General features: G+C 29.7%; 26 protein-coding genes and 1 pseudogene. 20 read left to right on the forward strand and 7 right to left on the reverse strand.

Going from position 1 to position 25,837, the window contains the following annotated elements; all coding sequences use genetic code 11:
- Positions 1–1,087: 1,087 nt before the first annotated feature.
- Positions 1,088–1,297 (forward strand): annotated as a pseudogene (locus tag HMPREF2647_RS08080) (hypothetical protein); the annotation flags it as partial.
- A 181-nt stretch (positions 1,298–1,478) separates the two neighbouring features.
- Entirely contained in the window at positions 1,479–2,150 is a 672-nt protein-coding gene (locus tag HMPREF2647_RS08085; protein ID WP_070859900.1) for a type 1 glutamine amidotransferase, read from the forward strand.
- Positions 2,151–2,200: 50 nt separating this feature from the next.
- Here the strand turns inward: HMPREF2647_RS08085 and HMPREF2647_RS08090 are convergent, their stop codons facing one another.
- On the reverse strand, positions 2,201–3,487 hold the full coding sequence (locus HMPREF2647_RS08090; RefSeq protein WP_070859902.1) for an aminotransferase class I/II-fold pyridoxal phosphate-dependent enzyme: 1,287 nt from the start codon (positions 3,485–3,487) through the stop codon (positions 2,201–2,203).
- Positions 3,488–3,956: 469 nt separating this feature from the next.
- On the opposite strand from HMPREF2647_RS08090, the gene HMPREF2647_RS08095 reads away from it, so the two are divergent.
- From HMPREF2647_RS08095 to HMPREF2647_RS08135, 9 genes are all read left to right on the forward strand, one after another.
- A complete protein-coding gene (locus tag HMPREF2647_RS08095) occupies positions 3,957–4,133 on the forward strand; it encodes an SE1626 family protein (RefSeq protein WP_002455099.1) in 177 nt (58 codons plus the stop codon).
- Positions 4,134–4,320: 187 nt separating this feature from the next.
- Positions 4,321–4,701 carry a PSM export ABC transporter transcriptional regulator PmtR gene (locus HMPREF2647_RS08100; protein ID WP_002450053.1) on the forward strand — a complete coding sequence of 127 codons (381 nt, stop codon included), beginning with the start codon at positions 4,321–4,323 and terminating at the stop codon, positions 4,699–4,701.
- Entirely contained in the window at positions 4,698–5,597 is a 900-nt protein-coding gene (locus tag HMPREF2647_RS08105) for a phenol-soluble modulin export ABC transporter ATP-binding protein PmtA (protein WP_019835507.1), read from the forward strand. Before HMPREF2647_RS08100 ends, HMPREF2647_RS08105 begins: the two co-directional genes overlap by 4 nt.
- On the forward strand, positions 5,594–6,256 hold the full coding sequence (locus HMPREF2647_RS08110; RefSeq protein ID WP_017175264.1) for a phenol-soluble modulin export ABC transporter permease subunit PmtB: 663 nt from the start codon (positions 5,594–5,596) through the stop codon (positions 6,254–6,256). The genes HMPREF2647_RS08105 and HMPREF2647_RS08110 overlap by 4 nt, the downstream gene beginning before the upstream one ends.
- Positions 6,257–6,273: 17 nt before the next feature.
- Positions 6,274–7,146: a phenol-soluble modulin export ABC transporter ATP-binding protein PmtC gene (locus HMPREF2647_RS08115; RefSeq protein WP_017175263.1), complete on the forward strand. Its 873-nt coding sequence runs from the start codon at positions 6,274–6,276 to the stop codon at positions 7,144–7,146.
- Positions 7,147–7,875 carry a phenol-soluble modulin export ABC transporter permease subunit PmtD gene (locus tag HMPREF2647_RS08120; protein WP_017175262.1) on the forward strand — a complete coding sequence of 243 codons (729 nt, stop codon included), beginning with the start codon at positions 7,147–7,149 and terminating at the stop codon, positions 7,873–7,875.
- Positions 7,876–8,019: 144 nt separating this feature from the next.
- Positions 8,020–8,505: a hypothetical protein gene (locus HMPREF2647_RS08125; RefSeq protein ID WP_002450066.1), complete on the forward strand. Its 486-nt coding sequence runs from the start codon at positions 8,020–8,022 to the stop codon at positions 8,503–8,505.
- A gap of 48 nt (positions 8,506–8,553) precedes the next feature.
- Positions 8,554–9,108: an HAAS signaling domain-containing protein gene (locus HMPREF2647_RS08130; protein WP_048679601.1), complete on the forward strand. Its 555-nt coding sequence runs from the start codon at positions 8,554–8,556 to the stop codon at positions 9,106–9,108.
- Positions 9,109–9,249: 141 nt separating this feature from the next.
- Positions 9,250–9,951, forward strand: coding sequence for a DUF4097 family beta strand repeat-containing protein (locus HMPREF2647_RS08135; protein ID WP_256326484.1), 702 nt, complete (start codon positions 9,250–9,252; stop codon positions 9,949–9,951).
- A gap of 65 nt (positions 9,952–10,016) precedes the next feature.
- Here HMPREF2647_RS08135 and HMPREF2647_RS08140 read toward each other — a convergent pair whose 3' ends face one another.
- Positions 10,017–11,057 carry a C45 family autoproteolytic acyltransferase/hydrolase gene (locus tag HMPREF2647_RS08140; protein ID WP_070859904.1) on the reverse strand — a complete coding sequence of 347 codons (1,041 nt, stop codon included), beginning with the start codon at positions 11,055–11,057 and terminating at the stop codon, positions 10,017–10,019.
- A 279-nt stretch (positions 11,058–11,336) separates the two neighbouring features.
- Here HMPREF2647_RS08140 and HMPREF2647_RS11205 point away from each other — a divergent pair, with 279 nt between their 5' ends.
- Together HMPREF2647_RS11205 and HMPREF2647_RS08145 are read left to right on the forward strand one after the other, a co-directional pair.
- The gene (locus HMPREF2647_RS11205) at positions 11,337–11,510 is read left to right on the forward strand and encodes a hypothetical protein (protein ID WP_002450085.1); all 174 of its coding nucleotides are present in this window, start codon (positions 11,337–11,339) and stop codon (positions 11,508–11,510) included.
- A gap of 122 nt (positions 11,511–11,632) precedes the next feature.
- A complete protein-coding gene (locus HMPREF2647_RS08145; protein ID WP_070859906.1) occupies positions 11,633–12,679 on the forward strand; it encodes a 6-phosphogluconolactonase in 1,047 nt (348 codons plus the stop codon).
- 57 nt (positions 12,680–12,736) lie between these two features.
- Here the strand turns inward: HMPREF2647_RS08145 and HMPREF2647_RS08150 are convergent, their stop codons facing one another.
- From HMPREF2647_RS08150 to HMPREF2647_RS08160, 3 genes are all read right to left on the reverse strand, one after another.
- On the reverse strand, positions 12,737–14,119 hold the full coding sequence (locus HMPREF2647_RS08150) for an aldehyde dehydrogenase (RefSeq protein WP_002450045.1): 1,383 nt from the start codon (positions 14,117–14,119) through the stop codon (positions 12,737–12,739).
- A gap of 179 nt (positions 14,120–14,298) precedes the next feature.
- Positions 14,299–15,228, reverse strand: a complete 930-nt coding sequence (locus tag HMPREF2647_RS08155) for a manganese-dependent inorganic pyrophosphatase (RefSeq protein ID WP_002450056.1) — start codon at positions 15,226–15,228, stop codon at positions 14,299–14,301.
- Between the two features lie 48 nt (positions 15,229–15,276).
- Positions 15,277–15,837 carry a cysteine hydrolase family protein gene (locus HMPREF2647_RS08160; RefSeq protein WP_002450084.1) on the reverse strand — a complete coding sequence of 187 codons (561 nt, stop codon included), beginning with the start codon at positions 15,835–15,837 and terminating at the stop codon, positions 15,277–15,279.
- Between the two features lie 133 nt (positions 15,838–15,970).
- On the opposite strand from HMPREF2647_RS08160, the gene HMPREF2647_RS08165 reads away from it, so the two are divergent.
- Positions 15,971–17,053, forward strand: coding sequence for a glycosyl hydrolase family 28-related protein (locus tag HMPREF2647_RS08165; protein WP_039984319.1), 1,083 nt, complete (start codon positions 15,971–15,973; stop codon positions 17,051–17,053).
- A gap of 240 nt (positions 17,054–17,293) precedes the next feature.
- Positions 17,294–18,853 (forward strand): SLC13 family permease, encoded by a 1,560-nt coding sequence (locus HMPREF2647_RS08170; RefSeq protein WP_070859908.1) that lies wholly within the window; start codon positions 17,294–17,296, stop codon positions 18,851–18,853.
- Positions 18,854–19,033: 180 nt separating this feature from the next.
- Here HMPREF2647_RS08170 and pheA read toward each other — a convergent pair whose 3' ends face one another.
- A complete protein-coding gene (pheA, locus tag HMPREF2647_RS08175; protein WP_049379615.1) occupies positions 19,034–19,834 on the reverse strand; it encodes a prephenate dehydratase in 801 nt (266 codons plus the stop codon).
- 30 nt (positions 19,835–19,864) lie between these two features.
- Complete coding sequence (locus tag HMPREF2647_RS08180) at positions 19,865–20,932, reverse strand: nitric oxide synthase oxygenase (RefSeq protein ID WP_070859909.1); 1,068 nt, start codon at positions 20,930–20,932, stop codon at positions 19,865–19,867.
- A gap of 178 nt (positions 20,933–21,110) precedes the next feature.
- Between HMPREF2647_RS08180 and HMPREF2647_RS08185 the strand changes: the two genes are divergently transcribed.
- From HMPREF2647_RS08185 to purB, 5 genes are all read left to right on the forward strand, one after another.
- The gene (locus HMPREF2647_RS08185; protein WP_070859911.1) at positions 21,111–22,580 is read left to right on the forward strand and encodes a nicotinate phosphoribosyltransferase; all 1,470 of its coding nucleotides are present in this window, start codon (positions 21,111–21,113) and stop codon (positions 22,578–22,580) included.
- Positions 22,573–23,409 (forward strand): ammonia-dependent NAD(+) synthetase, encoded by an 837-nt coding sequence (gene nadE / locus HMPREF2647_RS08190; RefSeq protein ID WP_019835497.1) that lies wholly within the window; start codon positions 22,573–22,575, stop codon positions 23,407–23,409. The genes HMPREF2647_RS08185 and nadE overlap by 8 nt, the downstream gene beginning before the upstream one ends.
- Positions 23,410–23,519: 110 nt before the next feature.
- On the forward strand, positions 23,520–24,125 hold the full coding sequence (locus tag HMPREF2647_RS08195) for a DUF2179 domain-containing protein (RefSeq protein ID WP_049379617.1): 606 nt from the start codon (positions 23,520–23,522) through the stop codon (positions 24,123–24,125).
- Positions 24,106–24,288 (forward strand): NETI motif-containing protein, encoded by a 183-nt coding sequence (locus HMPREF2647_RS08200; RefSeq protein WP_002455112.1) that lies wholly within the window; start codon positions 24,106–24,108, stop codon positions 24,286–24,288. Before HMPREF2647_RS08195 ends, HMPREF2647_RS08200 begins: the two co-directional genes overlap by 20 nt.
- Before the next feature lie 222 nt (positions 24,289–24,510).
- Positions 24,511–25,806: an adenylosuccinate lyase gene (gene purB, locus HMPREF2647_RS08205; RefSeq protein ID WP_049379618.1), complete on the forward strand. Its 1,296-nt coding sequence runs from the start codon at positions 24,511–24,513 to the stop codon at positions 25,804–25,806.
- Positions 25,807–25,837 lie beyond the last annotated feature (31 nt).

Raw genomic sequence — 25,837 nt, forward strand, 5'->3', positions numbered from 1 at the left:
TAAGTTATTAATTATTTTAAGACGCTGAGAGAGGCTCTGTGTTGCATCGAGAAACGAAAAGACGGATAACTATATCACAAAATGTTTAGTATAGTGAATGTATATAACTGAAATATTCAAATACAGAAAAAATATTTAAAAATTAAAAATGATGAAGATTTTTGACTAACATCAAATATAAATCAGTTAATCCAAGACAAAATATACATATCAATCTTTTATTGGCGTGTGCGTATAAAAAAAGACAAATATATTGATACTGAAGAAGTAGAAAAAGTTAAATATTCTTATCCGTATTTTAAACGAGTATCAAATATTAAAATAGATAATATAGATGAGTTGGAAATCTATGATGAAACAAATCATGTTTTTGTTGGTAAATCGACTGTGGTAATTAAGGGTAGCGACATCTTTTTCTTAGAGTTTGTGTCATGACATAATTATGACATAATAGAATAGAAAAACTGAAAATAATGGTATAATTAAAATATGAAAGTACTGATTTAATAAGATTTTAAACATGTATTATATCTTATTTTTAGTTATACATAATGCCAGGTATGATGTAAAAACGCCTATAAATGTTGATATATCAATGTTTTGTGTTTTTACTGGTCATAATTTAGTTATAGAAATTTAGGAAATATAATAAAAAGACTGATAAGTTCATTTTGAAGTGTGCTTTGTCAAATAGACAAGTAAATAATTAAAAGATATGGTTGGTTTTGTTTTATGCAAAATCAGCCATTTTTAATGTTAGTTTTTTATATTAAAAAAATGGACATATTCTTTAATTATTTGTTTAGCTTCACTGATATCTTTAAATATAATTTAAATATTTTTTACATAAAACTTGTCGAAATTTTACATCTTTTGATTTTCAACAATTTTATTTAATATACAAATTGAAAAAAAGAAAAAGATAATAAATAAAAATGCTAAATTTAATAATCAAAATAATAATATAGATTAATATAGTGATAAAAGAATTCTTGCTTTTTATATTTATGTTGTTATTTAATTTTCTGACGGTTTTGATTATAGAGTGAATCTGTACTGAAATATTGATTAGTTAATTCAAAATAATCCAGTTAAAGGTGATGTGTGGGCTAAATAGTATGCAAATTTATTAAATGTTAATCCTAATATGAATATTGAACTAGCGTCTTCATTTGAACGTGGTGCTAGTAATGAAAAATTCAAAAAACAAGGTGGAACACTGATTTATACTACATGGAAAGATGGAATGAACCCTATTAAATACTATAGTGACTTAATAGGGAATAGAAAAGTATGAGTTTTATATTGGAGTCTATGGCAAAAAATGATTGTCTTAGATTCTTTATATATATTGGATTGCTTATAAAAGTTTTTAAATATAAAAATTATATAATTTTTATGATATTTATTTTAAGTGTTTCGAAGTATAATGATAGCAAAGATATAAATAAACATTGACTTTTAAAGGAGAATCAACAATGAGGATTAATATTTTACAACATACCCCTAATGAAGGTCCTGGAGTTATCAGAGATTGGGCTACCGAGCATCACCATGAATTATATATTTATCATCCTTATTTTAATGGCGGTATCATTCCCAATGTTAAAGAAACAGATTTACTTATTATTTTAGGAGGACCCATGAGTCCTAATAATGAGAATAAATGGATTTTTGAAGAAAGAGAATTAATTCGCAATTTAATACAGCAAAATAAGCCAATATTTGGTATATGTTTTGGCGCTCAACAAATTACTAAAGCACTAGGATATACTGTAGGAAAATCTCCAGTAAAAGAAGTCGGTTGGGATAAAGTTTATCTTGAGTCACCGATCATTCCTAATATTCCAAAAGTATTGATGGCATTACATTGGCATGAAGAAACATTTTATATACCTAAAAATGCACAATTATTATTTTCAAGTCAATATTTAAAAAATCAAGGATTTATTTTGAATAATAATATTATTGGACTACAATTTCATTTTGAACCAGATGCTCATGATATAAAAGAGATTGTCATGAATGATGCTTCATACGCGGTTGATTCCGTATTAAATCAAACGTCAGAACAGATTCTTAACCAAGAAGTACCAAAAGAGAATAAAGAAGTAATGTTTAAATTATTAGATTTTATTACAAGTCATTAAAAAATAGCGAGAGCCTTCCTGGTTAGGTCTCTCGCTATTATACTTTTATGTTATTTTAAGTCATCAATTGCTTTAGCAATAGAATCAAAAACATGTGGAATATCGTTTTTTTCAACACAACTAAAAGCAATACGAATATCTGTATCATTAAGTGCAATAATACCAATTGAGTATTTATCGATTAAATGAACACGAAGTTCTTCAGGGTTAACACCGATTACTTTAAGTGCCATAAAATATCCAGAGTTAAAATCATATGCTTGCCAATATTGTTTATATTTTTCATCATAAACTACTTCTTTTGTTACTTCATAACGCTCTTGTAGTGTTTTTACATTAGCTTGTATTTCTTTATCAAATTGTTCATGGTTCTCTAGTATATATTTAATTGCACTTTGAGAAGGCATTGCTCCACTTGAAATATTACTTCTAATTAATCCTTTAACTTTAGCCTCTAATACGTCTTTAGCTTTTTGATTATTTAATCCAAATGTAAGGAAGCCAACACGTAAACCCCAAGCAAAAAATTCTTTAGTTGCACCGTCAAGGCGTATCGGTAGAATGTTTTTTGAATCTAATTGAGTAATTGCAGTAAAAATAGATTGTGTATAGACATCTTCATAAAATAAACCATAGTATGCATCATCTACGACTGTAATCACCTTAGTTCCTTTTTCTGCTAAGCGTTCAATTGCTGAGACAATTGTATGAACTTCTTCTTGAGTAGGTGTATAGCCTGTTGGATTATTAGGATAATTTAAGATAATAATTGCTTTATCTTGTTTAAAATTATCTAAAGTAGATACAAGTGAATTTGTTGTATAATGTCCATCTTGATCGAAAATAGCATAAGTTTCAATATTTGCATTATGTCTTGTATTAAAAATAAGTTTATAGTTTCCCCAGTTATGTGTTGGTAATAAAATTGTATCTTCATCATTTACAAATAAGTCAGCAACTAAAGATAAACCATGTGTTAATGCATTCGTCACGATTGGACGGCTTATAGATGAAGCTTTTAAACTAGGATTTTCTTTTAACATTTTTTGTTGCCATAAATCTCTTAAAGTTTCAATTCCTTGTGGCGGAGCATATGGGAAAATCTCATCCGGAGAAAGATGATTGTAGACATCAAATAATGTGTCTGCATACATTTTTCCTTTATCATTAGTTGCCATACCAATTGTTGCATTGTATTTTGTTGATTTAGCTTCTGCAGACTGAGACAGAATACCTTTGGGATAAAACATAGATTGACCTAATGTCGATAACATGCTTAATATTTCAGGACGGTCATCGCCTAGTTGATCGTTTAAATGTTGTGCTAAAGGATTCATTTTCATAACCTCGCTTTAAATTGTTATTCACATTATATATTATCTTGAATTAAACAAAATATAAAGTTTTCTAATAAAAATAAAGCAGAGAAGTGTTTTTATTAGAAAACGGAACGTATGTTCTGTTTGTGTGTTAAAATATATATATAGGTCATCATGAGATATGACACTTTACTTTGTGGAGGTGTAGTGTAATGTCGTGGTTATTAGAAGGTTTAGTCACACTTATAACAGGGAGTATGCTAATTATATTTCGAGTTTGGTTAGAAACTAAGTGGAAAAATAAATAAGATGACCTTACACAAAAACCCCTTAACTTGATGTGGCAAGTTAGGGGGTGTAATGCAATTTGTGGATATAACACTATCTTAACATAGAACATATACAATTCAATTTTAATTAAATAAATGATTAATGCATATAAAATAAAAAATTTGATATAATTATTATAATGAGGTGACTAAAAATGATGAAACACCTAACAAAAATTTTTGTAGGTTTAGCTATTGTTTTGTTTGTCATTGGATATTATCTACAAGCCACTGGACATGAAAGTCAAGGTATAAAGTTATTATTGGCTGCCATTATGTTTATGATATGTGCATTTATTAATCGTAGCAATGACAGACGTAAAAATAAAAAGTAACATATGAAAACTATGATGCAATTACCACTGTAATACTGTATCATAGTTTTTTTGTTTAACTATGTTTATAGTGTATATACAACTTATGTCTTAAGAATACTGATTTTATCTTATTTTTATTATTTCACTTTACAAATCTGTATATACTGTATATATTATTTATATACAGTTGTAAAGGGGGACATAAATGAAAGTTATTCTAAAAAACACCAGTGAACAGCCCATTTATGAACAAATTAAACAACAAATTAAAGAAAATATATTAAAAGGTTACGTTGAAGCTGGAAGTCACTTACCATCTATGAGGGAACTGGCGAAAGATTTGCAAGTCAGTTTAATTACAACAAAGCGTGCCTATGAAGATTTGGAAAAAGAAGGGTTTGTCACAACAATAAGAGGTAAAGGAACATTCGTAAAAGAACAAGACAGTTCAATTTTAAAAGAAAAACAATTTTTTGTAATTGAACATCTTGCACGTTCCATGGTAAAAGAAGCAAAAACAATTGGTATGCCTCTAAAAGAATTAAATGAAGTTTTAGCTTTAATTTACGAGGAGGAAGATGAATGAAAGCGATTGAAGTTAAACACGTAAGTTATAACACTAAAACTTTCCAAATCAAAGATCTTTCATTCAGTATTCCTCAAGGGTTTGTTACGGGCTTTATTGGGAGTAATGGTGCTGGCAAGACAACAATGATTCGATTAATGATGGATTTACTTGAACCTAATACTGGAGAAATTAAAATCTTAGGACGACAAATGAAAGAATCAGCAAAATGGATTAAAAATAAAATTGGTTTTGTTTACTCAGAAATGTATTTCAACCAACAATGGAATATAAAAAAACTAGAAAATATGATTTCTCCTTTTTATTCTAAGTGGGATAGTCATATATTCCATCAGTATTTAGAGCGATTCAATATACCAAGTCATCTTAAAATTAAGCATTTCTCTAGTGGAATGAAAATGAAGTTATCTTTAGCCATTGCTTTAAGTCATCACGCTGAGTTATTTATATTAGATGAACCAACAGCAGGTTTAGATCCAATTGTAAGAAATGAAGTTCTAGAAATATTGCAGCAAGAATTAATAGATGAAAATAAAACGGTTTTTATTTCGACTCATATTATTTCAGACTTAGAAAAAATAGCAGATTATCTTGTATATATAAAAACAGGCAATCTTGTACTTGAAGGCTATTGTGATGATATAAAAGAGAAATATTTTATCGTAAAAGGTGATAACAAAGATTTAGATGATGAATTAAATCAACTCCTTTTATATAAAGAAGAAAAGCAGACAGGTTATGTTGGTTTTACAAAACATGGTCAAACATTTAAGGAACTATTTGGAAAACAAGTTGAAATAAAACATCCAACGATTGAAGAATTAATGATTTACCTTGAGAAAATGAAAGAAACTAATGATGTTGAAACTCAAAATAGAAACGGGTTGATGACATGAAGCAACTAATAATAAGAAATTTTAAGTTAAGACGTTGGACGCTTATCATTTATTTAGTGCTTATTGTTATTAATCCTATTTATACACTATTTTTTTCAAAAACAAGCTATGGTTTCGTTGTATATATTCCACTTGCCATTACATTAATGATTATAAGCATTTTAGATTCAGGACAATTATTTAGAGTACATAGACGGTTAGGTGGAAAAGAGGCGTATCTTTTTTATGAAAGTTTACCAATAACTAAGAAAGAATTGCTTAATGCAAATTATCTGACATGTATTATATTAACGATTTTAGGAACATTGATTATTGGATTATATAATTTTCAATCAACAAATATTCAGGTAAATGAGTTGCGTTATTCAACAGCACTTTCATTTTTAAGTGTAAATTTATTTAGCATTCCTATTGCCTTTAGTAAAAGTACAGAAAGAAAAAGAGAATATATTTCTTACACTGTTTATATTATTTTAATGGTACTTGCTATACCGATGGCAATTGCATTTATCTTTTTGACTATTAATTTATTTATCTTTCATAATGCACTTGATCCAAATGTATTTAATAAATATTTAAGTATTGGATTAGTTATTATAAGTGTGATTTGGCTAGTTATAAATTATTTTATTCAAATAGCACGTATTAATCGTCGCTAGAAAAAAGGAGGACTTTTATGAAATTAGAAAATATTACTAAAACATACGGTAATCATAATGTTTTAGACAATATAGATTTTGATTTTGGAGATAGCAAAATTGTAGGACTCATTGGTAAAAACGGTGTAGGTAAAACTACACTGATGAAAGTGATGAATGGAAATATTATTAATTACAAAGGTAAAGTTAATTTAAAAGATGATGAAAATATTGGCTATCTCATTGAACATCCAAAACTTTATGATAATAAAACGGGGCTTTATAATTTAAGACTCTTTGCTCAGGTGCTTGGTCAAGGATTTGATAAAGCCTATTCAGATAAAATTATAGATGCTTTTGGTATGCGTCCTTATATTAAGAAAAAAGTTAAAAAATATTCAATGGGTATGAAACAAAAATTAGCGATTGCCGTATCATTAATGAACAAACCAAAATATCTTATTTTGGATGAACCTACGAATGGTATGGATCCAGATGGCTCAATCGATGTTCTAGAAACGATACAATCTTTAGTAAATGAATTAAATATGAAAATTCTTATTTCAAGTCATAAATTAGAAGACATCGAATTGATTTGTGATAGAGCTGTCTTTTTAAGAGATGGACATTTCGTTCAAGATGTCAATATGAAAGATGGTAGTGCAGAAGAAAGTACCTCTATTACGTTGGACAATGATGATTTTGATCAAGCGCTAAATTATTTACAAGAACATTTTAATGTTATTCATTCTTATAAACAAAATGGAGAAATTCTTATTAAAGCAGAACGAGATTATCGAACATTGCTTAAAGCGCTCGCACATATTAATGTGTATCCTAAATATATTGAAACACGTAAAAATTCGCTTCGAGATACGTACTTTAATATTAATCAAAGAGGTGACCATTAGATGAAGAGTTTACAATTAGTTAAATATGATATATTAAGTTTTTTTAAAAGTTATTTAACATATATCGCGCTTATATGTATCTGGGGTATCATCACAGCAATGACTGTACTATTAGCAAAAAATAATGATAAAGTCGATTATTCAATGATATTACCAATGGCAAATTGGATGTTTCTATTCTTTGGTTTACTCGTTGTTATTAAAACAATTACACGTGACTACTCTCAAGGAACGATTCAACTTTATATGAATAAAGTGAAAAATAGAGTAGGTTATGTGATAGCGAAAACGATTTCGATTATTATTTTTTCGTTCATATTTACACTTATCACGTATGTTACACTTTTAGTTATTCAGACTTTTACAGATGGTAAAAATTTAAATGGAGATAAATTCCTAACGAATATTTGGTTCTATCTTATCTTCTTACTATTTTTTGGACTATTATTATTCTTAATTACTTTAATTGTCCAAAAACCAGCAGTCATTTTTACATTAGGTATCTTTTTAGTGTTTATCGTACCATTTTTACAACCATTTTTAGGTTTAATCCCTGAATGGGGCGATAATATTCAAAAATCACTCAAATATATACCTTTTAGTTACTTAACAGAAAAATCATCATCAGGTAGTATTAAATTTACGAATTGGCAATGGTTCATTTCTATTGCATCTATTGTTATTTTATTTATCGCTGATGTACTTTATGCTGCTAAACGAGACATTTAAATTAATAACTTTTTAATAAAACTGGCGACGATACGTTCAATTTTTGTCGCCAGTTTTATTTGCATTGAAAGGTACTTTAATATTTTTTGAATATAATCATAGTTATGATATATTAAAAAAATAAGTATATAAGTGGTGGTCCTATTGCATATTCAAAATAGATGGGTTATCTCAATTTTATTTATTGTCATTTCTTTATTAGTTGTACTAGGATTGACAATTTATAAAAATGAAAAAACGGTTGATTTAAGTGATGTAGAAATTAATCATTTAAAGCTTAATGAAACGTTTGATAACTCAGAATATAGTTTAAATAAGCATGTGAAATTAGATAGGTATGTTTTTTATAATCATAATAAATATAAAAATTTAACAATAAAAGTCAAGAAAAAACATCACAAAATTAAAGGAATTATCTTAGTTAAAGATACTTTTGTTAACACAAATTTTGATGTTCATATAGGTGACCAAATCGATGCTGTTATAGATAATCTAGGTTATAACTATGACAAAGATAAGGTAGGTAAAGGTTATGATGCTTTAGTGTATCTTGATAAAGATCATCACATGAAATTATCAATTTTATATAAAGATAATATTGTTAAGCGAATTGAATTCTTTAGTCGTTGATAGTTAATAAAAATAAATTTATGTTTTAAGAAAGTATGTGAAAGAGAAATGGATAAAATTACTTTTTTGAATGAACTGGAAACGGAACTTGATGATTTACCACGTAAAGAAAAAGATAAAGTTATGAATGAATATGAAGATATCTTTTATAATCAAGAAACAAAAGGCAAGACAGATGCTCAAATATTAGATGATTTGAAAAATCCTTATACTATTGGAAAAGAAATAAAAGCTAAAGAAGCAATTTCACATGCTAAAGTTACACCTAACTTTCGTAATATTGTAAAAGCTATTATGGCATCATTAAGTTTGGGCGTTATTTCTTTCTTCTTAATTGTTATCCCAATGATAATATTCTTAATATTTCTAGCCTTTGTTTTCGTCATTTCAATTGTGCTTATTTGTTTACCTATCTTATTAATTATTATTAGTATTCTTAAAGGTACTCCTGACTCTTTAAGTAATTTTCTTTATAGTATTTCTTATGCTGGTATAGGTATATTAGTGTTCGTTGCAATAATAAAAATTGTTCAGAATTTATATAAACTTGTTTTAAAATATTTATCATGGTATATAAAAATAATTAAAGGAAGAATCCAGTGATGAAAAAATTAACAATAAGTGGATTAGTTATATTTGTTGTTTTTTTTTCTAGCAGCCACGTTAGTATGGTTTGTTCATGATAAAGATATCTATAAACGACTGAAATATAATGAAACGTTTCATCAATCATCTATCTCTAAATTGAATATAGATAGTTATAGTTCTGATATCACTATTACTCAAGGTTCTTCATTTAGAGTGAAATATTACGGGGACAATAGTATAAAAGTGAACACTCAAAAAGACAGCTTAAATGTAAAAGAATCACGTTCTTCTAAAAGAGGATATAGTTTTAATTTAAACCCTTTTAAAAGAAGCAAGTTTAACATACATATAACCATTCCACCTGATAAATTAAAACAATTAAATATTGATGCTAAATTAGGAAAATTAAATATTAATAACATAGATATCAAAAAAGCTAGAATTAGAAAAGACGGAGAAAATTTAAATATCAAAGAAGCTAAACTTGATCATATTGATTATTATAGCGATCATGGCACAATTAATATTAAAAATAGTGATATTAAAAATAGTCAATTTAAAGTAATAAATTCTAATATTGTGGTTAATCATTGTACCTTGAAAAATGGGTTATTCATTACAAATGAAGGAAAGCTTGACTTTAAAAACATGCCAAGTCAAATTGATATGAAGAGTTCAAGTAAAAAAGGTGATATAAACATTGAGTATAAAACTAAGCCTAAAGACACCTTGTTAAAACTACATCCAGGAATGGGTGACAATAACATTAAGAATCCTTATTTTAAAGATAGCAAAGTAGGTAATAGTTATAATATTATAGAGTGTTATAACGTTAAAGGTGATATAAATATTAAATAGGATGAAAAAGATTAGACAAAACGTTGATTAATTAAATTTTAAAACGTTTATCTAATCTTTTTTTATTAATACGTAGCAAATGTTAAATCAGTATCTAGCTTTCCAGTAAATTCTATTAAATCAAGTTCATGACCCTCTAACCATGATTGAAAGTCGATAGATAGAGGGGGTCTATTCTCACCTAATGTCATCCAAGCTTTTAAATGCTTAGGTTCATACATTGATGTATGAATTGTTCCTGACCAACTTTTAAATAACTTACTATAAATGTCATATTTAGGATCATTAAAAAGTTTAAACGCAGTATATTTATCTATATCTTCTGAAGTTTGACTAATTGTGCGAGCAAGACGTTCTTTAGATTCTTTGGTATAGTTACGATTTTCATGTGTTAATATTTCAAAGTGATTAGTACAAACTTTATCATATCTAACATCAAATGAGCGTGGCGTAATTTCAACAATTGCATGATTTAAATGCTTATCCATTAAAATATAACTAAATGAACTTCTATGGGGTAACTCTTTTAGAAATTGAATTGCTTCTTTTACATCTTTACAATATTCTAAGACAAGTCGTCCTACCATATAACATACAAATCCATTTGCAGGATGCTTACGGTGCATAAAATTATATCCCATCACAAGACCTGCTTCATTCATACCATCCATACGACCAGTTACTCTAGAGGTTGGTCCTATTTGCGCGAGTCCACCATCATTTGGTTGATAAAGAAGATATCTGCCATCATATGTAGCAGGATGATAGTCATAATTACGAACCATATAATCTTTACCTTGAAAAACTGTACATCCACTTTCATTTAAATCAGTAAAACGATAGTGACCGAAATTTAAAATCATTTGTTTAGTCGGTAAATTTAATATCTCTTGCATTCCTAATAATTCTTCCCAGATTTCTGGTGCATACGTTTGGAAAATGCTATATGTTTCATTAACATCAATGTCAAAACGAGGTATACGCTTCTTCCATTCACGTTCTCTATTTTCTAGTAAGGGCGTCTGTTTTAACCACTGAGCAGTTTTGACACCTAAATCAAAATGTGATCCGCGAAAGGTCATAATATCTGACTTAACTTCTTGCATGAAAAATCCTCCTATCATTTGTTTTATTACTTATATTGAACAATAATTTATATTAAATTTAAAGCCTTATAATGTTTATTTATATATGATAGTAATTCACTGTGTAAATAAGACAAATGTCATTCATTATAAATAAAGAAAAAATATTTGATTTTTTAAAAATCTTTAATTTTAGGTTTGAAATAATATATAAAAAGGTATGTATTTAATCATAACGTTAACTATGTTAAAATGATTTAATGTAAACGTATTTATTTTAAGTACAGGGGTGAAACATAAATGTGGGATTTCATTAAAGGTTTATTTAAATTCTTATTAAGCTTTACAGCTATTACAGCACTAGTTGTTGGTGTAGTAGTAGTAGTATTTGGCTTTATTTTCAAAAAAGACTTTGAAGATATCGAAAGAAAAACAAAAGAAATCGTATCTGATATTGAAAGCAATAATGCTTAATGCAATGATGTACCATATACCAGTAATTTCATTTGAAGTTACTGGTTTTTTTTATTACTCTTAAATAAATACAATTAGCTAGTATAAATATTAATGATATTGAATATAATGGAGGTATTAAAATGACAACTAAAGGTTATGTGGGATCTTATACAAAAAAAGAAGGTAAGGGTATTTATATATTCGAACTTAATGAAGATAATGGAGAAATACAATCAGTAGATACAGGATATGATATCGAAGCATCGACTTATCTTGCTCAAACTGAACAATTTTTGTATGCAATTACTAAAGAGAATGAGGCATGTGGTGTAGCTGCATTTAAAAAAGGCGAGAATGGACAGCTTACACTCATTAATAAATGTTTAGCTTCAGAGAATGGAACAGGGTGTTATATTTCTGTTTCTAGTGATCATAACTTCTTATTCGAAGCGGTTTATACTGCTGGAATAGCACGTATATATCAACTTAATCCAGAGACAGGCGAAGTGGTAAAATTAATTGAAGAGTTAGAACATAGTTATCCAACTGGAACACATGAGCGTCAAGATCATAATCATGTTCATTTCATTAGAGAAACCCCTGACCATAAATATGTAGCTGTGACTGATTTAGGTGCAGATAAAATTGTAACATATACATTCGGAGTTGAAGGGTTTAAAGAACATGCGGTATCAGAATTCCATGCTGAAGATGGACCGCGTCATATTGAATTCCATAATAATGGGAAATACGCGTATGTTGTTCATGAGTTATCTAATAGAGTAAGCGTTGTACAATATCATGATGGAAAATTTGAAGAAATTGAACGTCATTTAACGATTCCTGAAGATTTCACTGGAGAAACTAAATTAGCAGCTGTGAGACTATCTCATGATGAACAAAATTTATATATTAGTAATCGTGGACATGATAGTATAGCGATATTTACAGTAGTTGATGATGGAAAAGGAATTAACCCAGTTGAAATAGTAAAAAGCGGGGGAGAATTTCCAAGAGATTTTAATATTACTGAGTCAGATGAATACCTTGTATGTGCACATCAAGAAAGAAATTACGCGTTAACAGTATTTAGACGTGATACAAATAGTGGTATGTTGATTGCTACTGACAATCAGTATACCGCACCTGAAGGTGTATTTGTTGATTTCTTGAATTCATCGTTATAGATAAAAAATACCCCTATAATGTAAACACTTGTAAAGTGAGCCATTATAGGGATTTTTTTATAAGTTTTTGAAAAATGTTCTAATATATTTGAATTTACCTTTATAAGGGGGATAGATAATACTCGAATCTAGTCGAGTAGATTTAAAAATATATGATTTCATATGACTAAATGTATCAAATGAATATTTGCCATGATATTCGCCAATTCCTGAAGCACCTACGCCACCAAAGGGTAAATTTGGGTTAGCTAAATGCATTAAAGTGTCATTGATTGCACCGCCACCAAATGACAATTCTTCTAGCACACAGTTCGTTGTATTTTCATCTTCACTAAATAAATATAAGCTTAGAGGTTTAGATTTGCTTTGAATAATATCTATCGCTTCATTAAAATCATCGTAGACGATGATTGGTAATAATGGACCAAAAATTTCTTCTTCCATAATTTTAGATTGTGGAGTAATACCGTCTAAAATTGTAGGTTCGATATATTGTTCATTTTCATCAGTATGCCCACCAAAAATCACTTCATTACGATGTATTGCTAATAATTCAGAAAGTCGATTGAAATGTTTTGTATTAACAATACGTCCAAAATCAGGGCTATTTTGAATATTTTTGCCATAGAATTCTTCAATAGATTGTTTAAATGCTTGAATTAATTCATTTTTAACTTTTCTATTCACTAAAATATAATCTGGTGCTACACAAGTTTGACCAGCATTGGTGAATTTACCGAAGCTAATACGATCACTTGCTACTTTAATATTAGCAGTTTCATCTACAATCACTGGTGATTTACCACCAAGTTCAAGTGTGACAGGAACTAAATTTTTACTTGCTGCTTCGTAAACAATTCGACCTACATTTTCGCTACCAGTAAAGAATATATAATCAAATGGAAGATTGATTAATGTTTGAGTTTCTTCAACGCCACCTTCAACGACAGCTACAAAATCGCTTGCAAACACATCTTCAATCACTTTTCGCACTACTTGTGCAACATGAGGAGTAAGTTCAGAAGGTTTAATGATGGCGTTATTACCAGCTGCTATAGCACCAATAAGAGGTTCGAATAAAAGTTGTACAGGATAATTAAATGGACCGATAATTAATATTGTCCCATAGGGCTCAGGCTTAATATAACTCTTTGATGGAAACATAAATAGGGGTGTATCTACTTGCTTAGTTTTAGCCCAGTTTTTTAATTCTTTACGAGCTGTTTTTATACTTTTTAAAAGTATACCAATTTCAGTAGCATACGCTTCTACTGAACCTTTCCCTAAGTCTATTTTTAACGACTCTAATAATTCTGTTTCATGGTCTTTAATACTTTTACTTAATAATTTTAATTGTTGTTTACGAAATTTGATATCTTTAGTTTGATGTGTTTTAAAAAACTGTTTACTTTCTTGAAATTGTTTTTCTATTAAATTCAATTGTAGTACCTCCTGTACAGTCAATCCTAATACCGTTATAGGTGTGATTGACTATATAATTTTAGTTAAATGTATCCAAGGTTAAAACATTTGAATGAATGATTAAAATAAATTAAAAAAAGGCTGAGAGTTAAGTAACCTACTATCTCAGCCTTATTATATATGAATTAAAATATGAATTATTTAGTTAAAATTTCAGTGATTTGAGGTACAACTTGTTTTTTACGAGAAACTACACCTGATAAGAAAGCCATACCATCATCTAATTGAACATTGAAGGCTTGACCAACTTTATCTTTTTCAGCCCCGACAACTAAAATTTTAGAATCACTGTTAATAATATCAGTGACAACTAATACAAATAAATCATATTTTTCGTTTGCACTTGTTTCTAACATTGCTTTTTCCAATTCATCTTTACGATTTAAGACTTCATCAATATCTACAGTATTGACTTGAGCAATACGAGTAACATAATCTCCCATATTAAATGATTTAGCATCCATATTTAATAACTCTTCAGCAGATTTATCAGTTGTTGAAGCACCTGCTTTCAACATTTCTAAACCATATTCATCTAAATCGACATTAGCAATGTCTTTTAATGCTTTAGCAGCATTTACATCTTCTTCAGTACATGTTGGAGATTTAAATAATAAACTATCTGAAATAATAGCTGAAATCATTAATCCAGCAATTTCAGGTTTAATCTTAAAGTTACGTTCTTTATACATTTTATAAAGAATTGTAGCAGTACAACCTACAGGTTCTGCACGATAGTATAAAGGACCTGCTGTTTCAAAGTTCGCAATTCTATGATGATCTACGACATTCACAATATTCGCTTTAGCAATAGTTTCAGCACTTTGTTGGAATTCATTGTGGTCAACTAAGATAACGTCTTGACCTTCTAAATCATCATTTAATAAAGTTGGTGCATCAACTTTAAAATGATCTAATGCATATTTTGTTTCAGCACTCACTTCACCTAAGCGATAAGGAGTTGCTTCAGAATTTCCAGTTTGTTGTTCAAAATCAGCCATTATAATAGCTGAAGATATTGCATCTGTATCCGGATTTTGATGTCCAAAAATATAAGTTTTTGCCATTGATTTATTCACCCTTAATTTTTAAATTTATCCTTATTTTAGCATGTTTTAATTGATAACTTCTACCTTTGCACCTAATGAGTTTTTAAAATGAGCTAAAGCGAACTGATGACCCTCTTCATTAAATGAGGCAACACCTTGTTCAGGGATAATAATATGATAGCCTAAATTATAAGCAGAAATTGCTGTATGGAGTACACATATATCAGTACATACACCTACAATTTCAACAGTATCAATATGTCTTTCTCTTAATAAACTATCTAAAGCAGTACCATAAAAAGAATCATAACGTCGCTTATCTAAATAATGTACAGTATCTTCATTTTTATATTTATCAAAAAATGATTTTACCTTACCATATAATTGACGACCTGAAGTGCCTTCAATGTTATGTGGTGGGAATAATTTAGTTTCAGGATGATACGGGTCTTCTTCAAAATGTAAATCCATCATGAAAAAGATATTATCATGTTGATGTTGATATTGATTGAGTCTTTCTACAATAAACTGTTCAATATCTTGGCCTGGTTTACCACAAGTTAATCGGCCGTCATCAGCGATAAAATCATAAGAATAATCTACAACAATCAATGCTTTGTTAGTCATAATAAACATCCCTTTCTTAATAAATGTTTGAATACCTTAAAAAATGTATAATATTAAATTATAAATATAGTATAGCTATACACCATTATGGTTACAAATATATTTAATAACAACATAAGATAGGGGATAAAAAATATTGATCAATGCACAGGATTTTGGTTTAAAAGGAAAACATAAACGAAGAGATACTAAAGCTATACAAAAAGCACTTAATGCCGCAAGATACGGAGAACATACAGTTTATATACCATCTGGGACTTATTATATTAGTAAAGCATTAGTGATATATGATCATACCACTTTAATATTAGAAGATGATACCATCTTGCAGCGTCACTCGAGAGATGCATTGTTAAAAAATGGTAAAAAATTTGGTTTCTATCATGGATATCAAGGAAATGGGCATATTAAAATAAAAGGTGGTATATTTGATATGAACGGTTCAAAGTACCCCTACAATAATACCGCAATGTCTATAGGTCATGCTGAAGATATCGAGTTAATAGATATTACAGTACTTGATGTTGTAGGTGGACATGCACTAGATGCTTGTGGAATCAATGGTTTATATATTAAGAACTGTAAGTTTAAAGGCTTTTTTGATGTAAATGGTGATCGCTCATTTTCTGAAGCAATTCAATTAGACATTCAAGTGCCTGGGTCATTTCCTAAATTTGGTACGACTGATGGCACGATTACCAAAAATGTTGTCATTGAAGATTGCTATTTTGGAAATTCAAACCAACCTAAAATGCAAGCTTGGAATAGAGCGATAGGCTCTCATGCCAGTCGTTATAATCGCTTTTACGAAAATATTCATATAAGGAATAATGTGTTTAACGGAATGAATGAATATGCATTAACTCCGTTAAAATCAAAGACAATGTTTATCTCAAATAATACCTTTATAAATTGTAATGGTGGTATTCGTTTTCTTGGAGTTAAAGATGGGAAAAATGCGGCTGATGTTTCTACAGGACAAGTTCAAAAGACTCAAGCTGGAGATAATTTGACTGTAACCGGTAATCATTTCGAAGGAGAAATGAAAAGAGATGCTATACACGTGAGAAGTTATAATAATGTAAAACATACTAATGTTTTTATTGCAGGTAATTCGTTTAATCATTCGACACAAAGATTACATTTAGAAGATATTTCTAATTTGACATTTAATCAAAATGATAAAGTTAAAGTTAAAAAAATTAATATTGATTAGTATTTAATTTAAAAAGATATAATTATAGATGAAAAATAAATGATACGCGCTTTATTATGATATATAATAAAGCGTTTTCTTTTATGTTATAATATCATTATATATTTTCAAAAAAGTCAGATTTCTATGAGGCTTGTTTGCAATATAATAGGTATCAAATCAACTTTGTTGAGATGATGCCATATTTCTAAAAATAGAATATATTAAGTTAAGTTTCTAATTTTAAAGGGGGAGAATTAGATGACTAAGCAATCAGGTTTTCGAAGAAATGCACAATACTTAACATTTTTTTCTAAAAAAGATCATACAAATCAATCTTATTCTATGGGGCAATTATTGGGGCTCATTTTAGGACCGTTATTGTTTGTTCTTATCTTATCATTCTTTCATCCAGTAGAACTTCCTTTCAAAGGGGTATATGTTTTAGGAATTACGGTGTGGATAGCTATTTGGTGGATTACAGAAGCGATACCAATTGCTGCAACGAGTTTTTTACCACTCATACTTTTGCTTTTAGGACATGTACTTTCGCCTGAACAAGTCTCTTCTGAATATGGTAATGATATTATCTTTTTATTTTTAGGTGGTTTTATTCTTGCAATTGCTATGGAAAGGTGGAATTTACATACACGTGTAGCTTTAACTATTATTAGATATATTGGGGCAAGCACGAGTAAAATATTATTAGGATTCATGATTGCTACAGGATTCCTATCAATGTTTGTATCAAATACAGCGGCTGTTATGATAATGATACCTATTGGTTTAGCAATTATTAAAGAAGCGAATGAGTTGAAAGATGATGACGTTAAATCAGATAGTATTTCGAAATTTGAAAAATCACTTGTTTTAGCAATTGGTTATTCTGGGACCATCGGAGGATTAGGTACACTTATTGGAACACCGCCACTCATTATACTAAAAGGACAATTTGAACAACATTTTGGACAAGAAATTAGCTTTGCTAAATGGATGATTGTTGGTATTCCTACAGTCATTATTTTAATAGCACTAGCATGGGCTTATTTAAGATTTATCGCATTTAGACATGATCTGAAGTATTTACCGGGTGGTCAAACATTGATTGAAGATAAACTCAATCGTCTTGGTAAAATGTCTTATGAAGAAAAAGTAGTTCAAGCTATTTTTATTCTTGCCAGCTTACTATGGATAACAAGAGAATTTATTTTAAAAAATTTTTCAATAACATCTGAAGTTGCAGACGGTACAATTGCAATATTTATTTCTATTTTACTTTTTATATTTCCGGCTAAAAGTAAAGAAAAGCATAAGCGAATTATTGATTGGGAAGTGGCAAAAGAATTACCATGGGGTGTACTTATATTATTTGGTGGAGGCTTAGCTTTAGCAAAAGGAATTTCAGAAAGTGGTTTAGCAAAATGGCTAGGTGAGCAACTGAAAATGTTAGATGGGGTGCATCCACTAGTAATCGTTATTGTCATTACAATATTTGTGTTATTTTTAACAGAAGTGACTTCGAATACAGCAACTGCTACAATGATTTTACCTATTCTTGCTGCGCTATCTGTAGCAGTAGGTGTACATCCATTGTTATTAATGGTACCTGCAGCTATGGCAGCAAACTGTGCTTACATGTTACCAGTAGGAACACCCCCAAATGCTATTATATTTGGATCAGGTAAGTTGAGTATTAAAGAAATGGCTAAAGTAGGATTTTGGGTTAATTTAATTTCTGCAGTGATTATTATAGTAGTTGTTTATTTCTTAATGCCACATATTTTAGGATTTGATATTTCTGACACATTAAATTTAAAATAAAATTAAATATCTTGAAATCATATATTCATTATGTATGTTTTATCTTAATACTTTAAATAAATACATAAAAAGAGCCTGGGACATCATGAGTTCATGAGTGATCCTAGGCATTTTTAATATGATGCGGTTAGATTTTCAGAATGAGAGGATAACTTCAACACAAATATTGTCCACTCTATTTTATTGACGATGAAAAGCGCCAATAATTTTTACTGAAAAATCTAATGTTTCTAATATCGAGATAACTTTATTCAAATTATCTGATAGACCGGTATCTGCTTGTACAAAGAAACGATACATACCCAGTTGAGTTTTCAGTGGTCTTGATTCAATCCATGATAAATTAATATCAAATAATGCAAATGTAGTCAGTATACTTGCCAGTAATCCAGCTTTGTCATACTTAGGGGTAATTAATAGCATTGTGTTATTCGTTTTAGACTCAAAGTTATTATCATTTTTTATGACTAAAAAACGTGTAACATTATGCGGATAATCTTGAATATTACTCTCTATAGCAGTATATCCGTACATTTCACCACTACCCACAGGAACAATGGCAGCTACATCTGAGGAAATTTTTTCTAATCCTTGAATCGTACTGTCAACATAATCGTAAGAAAATTGATGTTTTTGAATGTATTGGCTTGTTTGACTGATGGCTGGTGCGATAGAGTATACCTTTTTTATATTTTCTACCTTTGAATCACTTGTCGCATATAAACCAAAATTAATATCTAAATGTATTTCCCCATGTGCAAAAATATGTTGTTGAGCCAGTGCATCTGCCACAATGTTTATAGTTCCTTCAATTGAATTTTCTATTGGTACAATTGCTACAGATTGAGCGTCACTATTTACTGCCTTAATGACTTCGTATAAATTAGACTTTGGTATGAAATTAAAGTTATCTTTTGAAAAATATTTTTTAGCAGCTAAATATGAAAATGTACCTTCGGGACCTAAATAATATAAATGCATGATGAATTGTCACCTCATGAATCTTGTACACTAGTGGAATGGACATTTCATCGGTGTCGCTTTTTTATAATGGAAATTAGGATCTTTAATAATATTTTTGTATCCATGATGGTAATTAGCAGTTAACGTTGGCGATAACGGTGGGGCTAACCATGACCATTTTCCAGTAACATCACGATGATGCTGTTCCTCTTTTTCTTCAAATAATTCAAATTGTTTAGCAGCAGTTAAGTGGTCAACAATAGAAACACCCTGTGATTTAAAAGAGTGATAAACTGCATAATTTAATTCTACTAATGTACGATCTTTATTAAATGAATTATTTTTAAGTGTACCAAATTCAAATGTTTCTGCAACTTTTTCAAGCAAATTATAGCGATAAGTATCAGTAAAATTACGAACTGCAATTTCAGTGACCATGTACCAACCATTAAAAGGAGCAGTTGGATATGTAATTCCACCTATTTTCAAATCCATATTAGAAATAATAGGAACACCATACCATTTTAAATGTAAATCTTTCAGCTTTGGAAATTGATCATGTTCTATATCTACTTCTTTAATCAATGAGGCTGGAAATTCATGATATTTTATAGGTGAATTTGGTAATTGATAAATAAGAGGAAGCACGTCAAAGTCTGAACCTTTTCCTTTCCATCCCAAATGATTAGCTAATTGCGTTATCTCGCGTTCTGATGGATCGCCTTTATCTTCATATCCTGCGTAACGTATTAATTGATTGTTATATATTTTAGGTGCATCAGTTGAAGAAAATATAGTGATATATGGTTTGATTTTACCGCCATTTGTTGCTTTGCTTAAATGATTATGAAGTGCATCTAAGAAATGTTGTTCTGTATAAATATCTCGTGCATCCACAACGTTTAATGATTCCCAAAATAAGCGGCCGACACATCGGTTGGAATTACGCCATGCCATTTTAGCACCATAATTTAGTTCTTCATAAGTATGTGTATAGGTACCTGTTTGATTGATTTCTTTTTCTATCTCAGTGATACGTTTAGAAATAGTATGATTTGAGTAATTTAATTCACCATACATAGTTTGTATAAAATTTGTAGCTTCTTCTAATAGCATATAAACACCTCAATAGTATTATAAGCGAGTAACTGATATAACACATACAATAAATACTTATGTCATGAATTTGTCGAATTAAAAAAATTTAATTTTTAAATTAAAGACTATTATCGAAAATACTCACTATTACTGAATTGTGATAAAATATACAAAAAGGTTGTTAGGAGAGATGAGGATGTATCGTTACGAAGATGATAGTTTAATGTTACATAATGACTTATATCAAATAAATATGGCAGAAAGTTACTGGAATGACGGTATTCATGAAAGAAATGCAGTGTTTGATTTGTATTTCAGAAATATGCCATTTGGAAGTGGATATGCTGTTTTTAATGGGTTAAAAAGGATGATTCAATTTATAGAAAACTTCCATTTTAGTGATTCTGATATCGAATATTTACAATTAATAGGATATAAAAATGATTTTTTAAAATATCTTAAAAATTTGAAATTTACAGGGAATATTCGCGCGATGCAAGAAGGGGAATTGTGTTTTGGGAATGAACCATTATTACGAGTAGAAGCGCCATTAATTCAAGCTCAACTTATTGAAACGATTTTACTTAATATTGTAAATTTTCATACGCTTATTACAACGAAAGCTAGTAGAATTCGTCAAGTTGCACCACAAGATACGTTAATGGAATTTGGTACACGACGTGCACAAGAAATTGATGCCGCAGTTTGGGGAGCACGTGCAGCATATATTGGTGGGTTTGATTCAACAAGTAATGTCCGAGCAGGCAAATTATTTGATATTCCAGTTTCCGGAACTCATGCTCATGCACTAGTTCAAACATATGGTGATGAGTATAAAGCATTTAAGATTTATGCAGAACGACATAAAAATTGTGTGTTTTTAGTAGATACGTTCCACACTTTAAAATCAGGGGTACCAACTGCAATTAAAGTTGCAAAAGAATTAGGAGATTCCATTAATTTTATAGGTATAAGATTAGATTCTGGTGACATTGCATATTTATCGAAAAAAGCTCGTCGTATGCTTGATGATGCAGGCTTTAAAGACGCAAAAATCATTGCTTCAAATGATTTAGATGAGCAAACAATTACCAGTTTAAAGGCACAGGGTGCAAAAGTAGATTCTTGGGGTATAGGGACTAAATTGATCACGGGTTATGATCAACCAGCCTTAGGAGCAGTTTATAAGCTTGTCGCTGTTGAAAATAATGAAGGTGAATATGTAGATCGTATCAAGCTATCAAATAATGCGGAAAAAGTTACTACGCCTGGTAAGAAAAAAGTATATCGTATTATTAATACTAAAACTGGCAAGGCTGAAGGTGACTATATCACGCTTGAACATGAAAATCCTAATAAAGAAAAACCATTAAAGATGTTCCATCCAGTTCATACTTATAAAATGAAACATGTTAAGCATTTTGAAGCAATTGATTTACATCATTCAATTTTCGAAAATGGTAAATTAGTTTATGACTTACCAAGTGAAAAAGAAACTCAAGATTATTTAAAACAATCATTATCACAATTGTGGGAAGAAAATAAACGTTATTTAAATCCACAAGAATATCCAGTAGATTTAAGCATAAGTTGTTGGAATAATAAACAAAAGCGCATTCTTGAAGTGACAGAACATGTTAAGGAAATGGAGGAAGACAATGACTAATTTACAAGATATCGTAGTAAAAGAAATGAAAGTAAAGAAACATATTGATAGTCAACAAGAAAGTCGTGAGATTATCCAATTCATTAAAAACTATGTTCAATCACATACATTTATTGAGTCATTAGTACTTGGCATATCTGGTGGTCAAGATTCTACACTTACTGGTAAATTAGCGCAATTAGCAGTTGAAGAACTCCGTAAAGAAGGAAGAGAATGCCAATTTATAGCAGTTAAACTTCCCTATGGTAAACAAAAGGATGCTGATGAAGTAGAAGATGCACTTCGTTTTATTCAACCTGATGAAGTGATTACAGTTAATATTAAACCAGCAGTAGATCAAAGTGTAGCATCATTGAAAGAAGCGGGTATTGAACTTACAGATTTCCAAAGAGGAAATGAAAAAGCAAGAGAGCGCATGAAAGTACAATTTTCTATTGCTTCAAATCGTAGTGGTATTGTTTTAGGAACGGACCATTCAGCTGAAAATATCACAGGTTTTTATACTAAATATGGTGATGGTGCTGCTGACATTGCACCTATCTTTGGACTAGATAAACGCCAAGGTAGACAGCTTTTAGAATATTTAGAAGCGCCAACACATTTATATGAAAAAGTACCTACTGCTGATTTAGAAGATGATAAACCTCAATTACCTGATGAGGAAGCATTAGGGGTAACTTATAATCAAATTGATGACTACTTAGAGGGCAAAGAAGTACCAAGTGATGCAAAAACAACGATAGAGAATCATTATGTTAAAAATGCACATAAAAGAGAATTGGCATATACTCGCTATACTTGGCCTAAACATTCACATGCAAAAGAATAAATGAATACGTTAATAATTAAATGATTTAATTACTATTAGTTTTTAGTGACAAAATTATTTGTGACTGATAAAATTATTTCGAATTTTAGTTAAATGAAATGAGGAATAATATGTCAGTAATAACGTCAAATCCATGGATAATGGTATTAGCGATATTCATCATTAACGTTTTTTATGTTACATTTCTTACAATGCGCACAATTTTAACGTTAAAAGGATATCGTTATATGGCAGCAATAGTAAGTTTTCTTGAAGTTTTAATATATGTTGTTGGATTAGGGCTAGTGATGTCTAGTTTAGATCAAATTCAAAATATTATTGCATATGCCTTTGGATTCTCAATAGGTATCATTGTTGGAATGAAAATTGAAGAAAAGCTTGCGTTAGGCTATACAGTTGTAAACGTAACATCTTCAGAATATGAGCTCGATTTACCTAAAGAGTTACGAAATTTAGGTTATGGTGTTACTCACTATGAAGCACATGGTAGAGATGGAAGTCGAATGGTAATGCAAATTTTAACACCTAGACGTTATGAACGAAAATTAATGGAAACTGTTCGTAGTTTAGATGAAAAAGCATTTATCATTGCGTATGAACCTAGAGCCATTCACGGTGGATTCTGGACTAAAGGTGTTCGAACTAAGAAAGTAAAAGCATATGAAGTAGAAGAAATAGAAAGTGTTGTGGAACATAGTGAAGTTCAAGGTAAATGAAAATGAAACTATTTCAGATTGTATTGCACGTATGAGAAAAGAAGGATACATGCCAGTCAGACGTATTGAAAAACCTGTGTACTTTGAAGATAAACAAGGAAATATAAAGATATTACGACAAGATATTCAATTTGTTGGTAAGAAAATCGAAAACGACATTTAATAACTGCTCATATATAGGTCTTTGACAATTTAGAAGTCAGAGACCTTTTAATATTTTTATAAAGTTCGTAAACCTATATTCAATTAGAATAAAAAATCTTTATACTTTTAGTATAGAATCTGTTAAACTATAAATATAGAGTTAAATACGAACTATTTTACTTAAAATCGATTTAATGTACAGCTTTTTATAAAAATAATTACATAAGATAGGAGTTTAATAATGATTGAACGTTATTCAAGAGAAGAAATGTCTAGTATTTGGACAGACCAAAATAGATATGAAGCATGGTTAGAAGTTGAGATTCTTGCTTGTGAAGCCTGGAGCGAATTAGGGTATATTCCTAAGGACGACGTAAAAAAAATTCGTGAAAATGCTAAAGTTGATGTCAATCGTGCAAAAGAAATTGAACAAGAAACACGTCATGATGTAGTAGCATTTACAAGACAAGTATCTGAAACACTTGGAGAAGAACGTAAATGGGTTCATTATGGATTAACTTCTACAGATGTTGTAGATACTGCATTAAGTTATGTAATTAAACAAGCTAATGAAATTATTGAAAAAGATATTGAACGCTTTATTAAAGTACTTGAAGAAAAAGCTAAAAAATACAAATATACATTAATGATGGGTCGTACACACGGTGTTCATGCTGAGCCAACTACTTTTGGCGTAAAAATGGCATTATGGTATACAGAAATGAAACGTAATTTAAAACGTTTTAAAGAGGTACGTAAAGAAATTGAAGTTGGGAAAATGAGTGGTGCAGTAGGAACATTTGCCAATATCCCTCCTGAAATTGAAAGTTACGTTTGTAAACATCTCGGAATTGACACAGCCCCTGTATCAACTCAAACACTTCAACGTGATCGTCATGCTTATTACATTGCAACTTTAGCGTTAATTGCGACATCATTAGAAAAATTTGCTGTAGAAGTTCGTAATTTACAAAAAACTGAAACGAGAGAAGTTGAAGAAGCATTTGCAAAAGGTCAAAAAGGATCATCAGCAATGCCGCATAAACGTAATCCAATCGGTTCAGAAAATATTACAGGTATTTCAAGAGTGATTCGTGGTTATATTACGACTGCTTATGAAAATGTCCCATTATGGCATGAACGAGACATTTCTCATTCTTCTGCAGAGCGAATTATGTTACCAGATGTAACAATTGCTTTAGACTATGCTTTAAACAGATTTACTAATATTATCGACCGTTTAACAGTATTTGAAGATAATATGAGAAATAATATCAATAAAACATTTGGTCTTATTTTCTCACAACGCGTTTTACTTGCATTGATTAATAAAGGTATGGTTCGTGAAGAAGCATACGATAGAGTACAACCTAAAGCAATGAAATCTTGGGAAACTAAAACACCTTTCCGTGAACTTATAGAACAAGATTCAACCATTACAAATGTTTTATCTAAAGAAGAATTAGACGAGTGTTTTGATCCAAAACATCATTTGAACCAAGTTGATACCATTTTTAAACGTGCTAATTTAGAATAGTTTACTAATATAGTTTTAGTATTTTCAATTG

Origin of the sequence: Staphylococcus sp. HMSC035D11 (assembly GCF_001836075.1) — a bacterium.
Lineage (GTDB): Bacteria > Bacillota > Bacilli > Staphylococcales > Staphylococcaceae > Staphylococcus > Staphylococcus hominis.

What these genes read in the sequence shown, in the direction of transcription:
- HMPREF2647_RS08085 (WP_070859900.1), top strand. Translation starts at nt 1,479, where the DNA reads ATGAGGATTAATATTTTACAACATACCCCTAATGAAGGTCCTGGAGTT.
- HMPREF2647_RS08090 (WP_070859902.1), bottom strand. Translation starts at nt 3,487, where the DNA reads ATGAATCCTTTAGCACAACATTTAAACGATCAACTAGGCGATGACCGT.
- HMPREF2647_RS08095 (WP_002455099.1), top strand. Translation starts at nt 3,957, where the DNA reads ATGAAACACCTAACAAAAATTTTTGTAGGTTTAGCTATTGTTTTGTTT.
- HMPREF2647_RS08100 (WP_002450053.1), top strand. Translation starts at nt 4,321, where the DNA reads ATGAAAGTTATTCTAAAAAACACCAGTGAACAGCCCATTTATGAACAA.
- HMPREF2647_RS08105 (WP_019835507.1), top strand. Translation starts at nt 4,698, where the DNA reads ATGAAAGCGATTGAAGTTAAACACGTAAGTTATAACACTAAAACTTTC.
- HMPREF2647_RS08110 (WP_017175264.1), top strand. Translation starts at nt 5,594, where the DNA reads ATGAAGCAACTAATAATAAGAAATTTTAAGTTAAGACGTTGGACGCTT.
- HMPREF2647_RS08115 (WP_017175263.1), top strand. Translation starts at nt 6,274, where the DNA reads ATGAAATTAGAAAATATTACTAAAACATACGGTAATCATAATGTTTTA.
- HMPREF2647_RS08120 (WP_017175262.1), top strand. Translation starts at nt 7,147, where the DNA reads ATGAAGAGTTTACAATTAGTTAAATATGATATATTAAGTTTTTTTAAA.
- HMPREF2647_RS08130 (WP_048679601.1), top strand. Translation starts at nt 8,554, where the DNA reads ATGGATAAAATTACTTTTTTGAATGAACTGGAAACGGAACTTGATGAT.
- HMPREF2647_RS08140 (WP_070859904.1), bottom strand. Translation starts at nt 11,057, where the DNA reads ATGCAAGAAGTTAAGTCAGATATTATGACCTTTCGCGGATCACATTTT.
- HMPREF2647_RS11205 (WP_002450085.1), top strand. Translation starts at nt 11,337, where the DNA reads ATGTGGGATTTCATTAAAGGTTTATTTAAATTCTTATTAAGCTTTACA.
- HMPREF2647_RS08145 (WP_070859906.1), top strand. Translation starts at nt 11,633, where the DNA reads ATGACAACTAAAGGTTATGTGGGATCTTATACAAAAAAAGAAGGTAAG.
- HMPREF2647_RS08155 (WP_002450056.1), bottom strand. Translation starts at nt 15,228, where the DNA reads ATGGCAAAAACTTATATTTTTGGACATCAAAATCCGGATACAGATGCA.
- HMPREF2647_RS08160 (WP_002450084.1), bottom strand. Translation starts at nt 15,837, where the DNA reads ATGACTAACAAAGCATTGATTGTTGTAGATTATTCTTATGATTTTATC.
- HMPREF2647_RS08170 (WP_070859908.1), top strand. Translation starts at nt 17,294, where the DNA reads ATGACTAAGCAATCAGGTTTTCGAAGAAATGCACAATACTTAACATTT.
- pheA (WP_049379615.1), bottom strand. Translation starts at nt 19,834, where the DNA reads ATGCATTTATATTATTTAGGTCCCGAAGGTACATTTTCATATTTAGCT.
- HMPREF2647_RS08180 (WP_070859909.1), bottom strand. Translation starts at nt 20,932, where the DNA reads ATGCTATTAGAAGAAGCTACAAATTTTATACAAACTATGTATGGTGAA.
- HMPREF2647_RS08185 (WP_070859911.1), top strand. Translation starts at nt 21,111, where the DNA reads ATGTATCGTTACGAAGATGATAGTTTAATGTTACATAATGACTTATAT.
- nadE (WP_019835497.1), top strand. Translation starts at nt 22,573, where the DNA reads ATGACTAATTTACAAGATATCGTAGTAAAAGAAATGAAAGTAAAGAAA.
- HMPREF2647_RS08195 (WP_049379617.1), top strand. Translation starts at nt 23,520, where the DNA reads ATGTCAGTAATAACGTCAAATCCATGGATAATGGTATTAGCGATATTC.
- purB (WP_049379618.1), top strand. Translation starts at nt 24,511, where the DNA reads ATGATTGAACGTTATTCAAGAGAAGAAATGTCTAGTATTTGGACAGAC.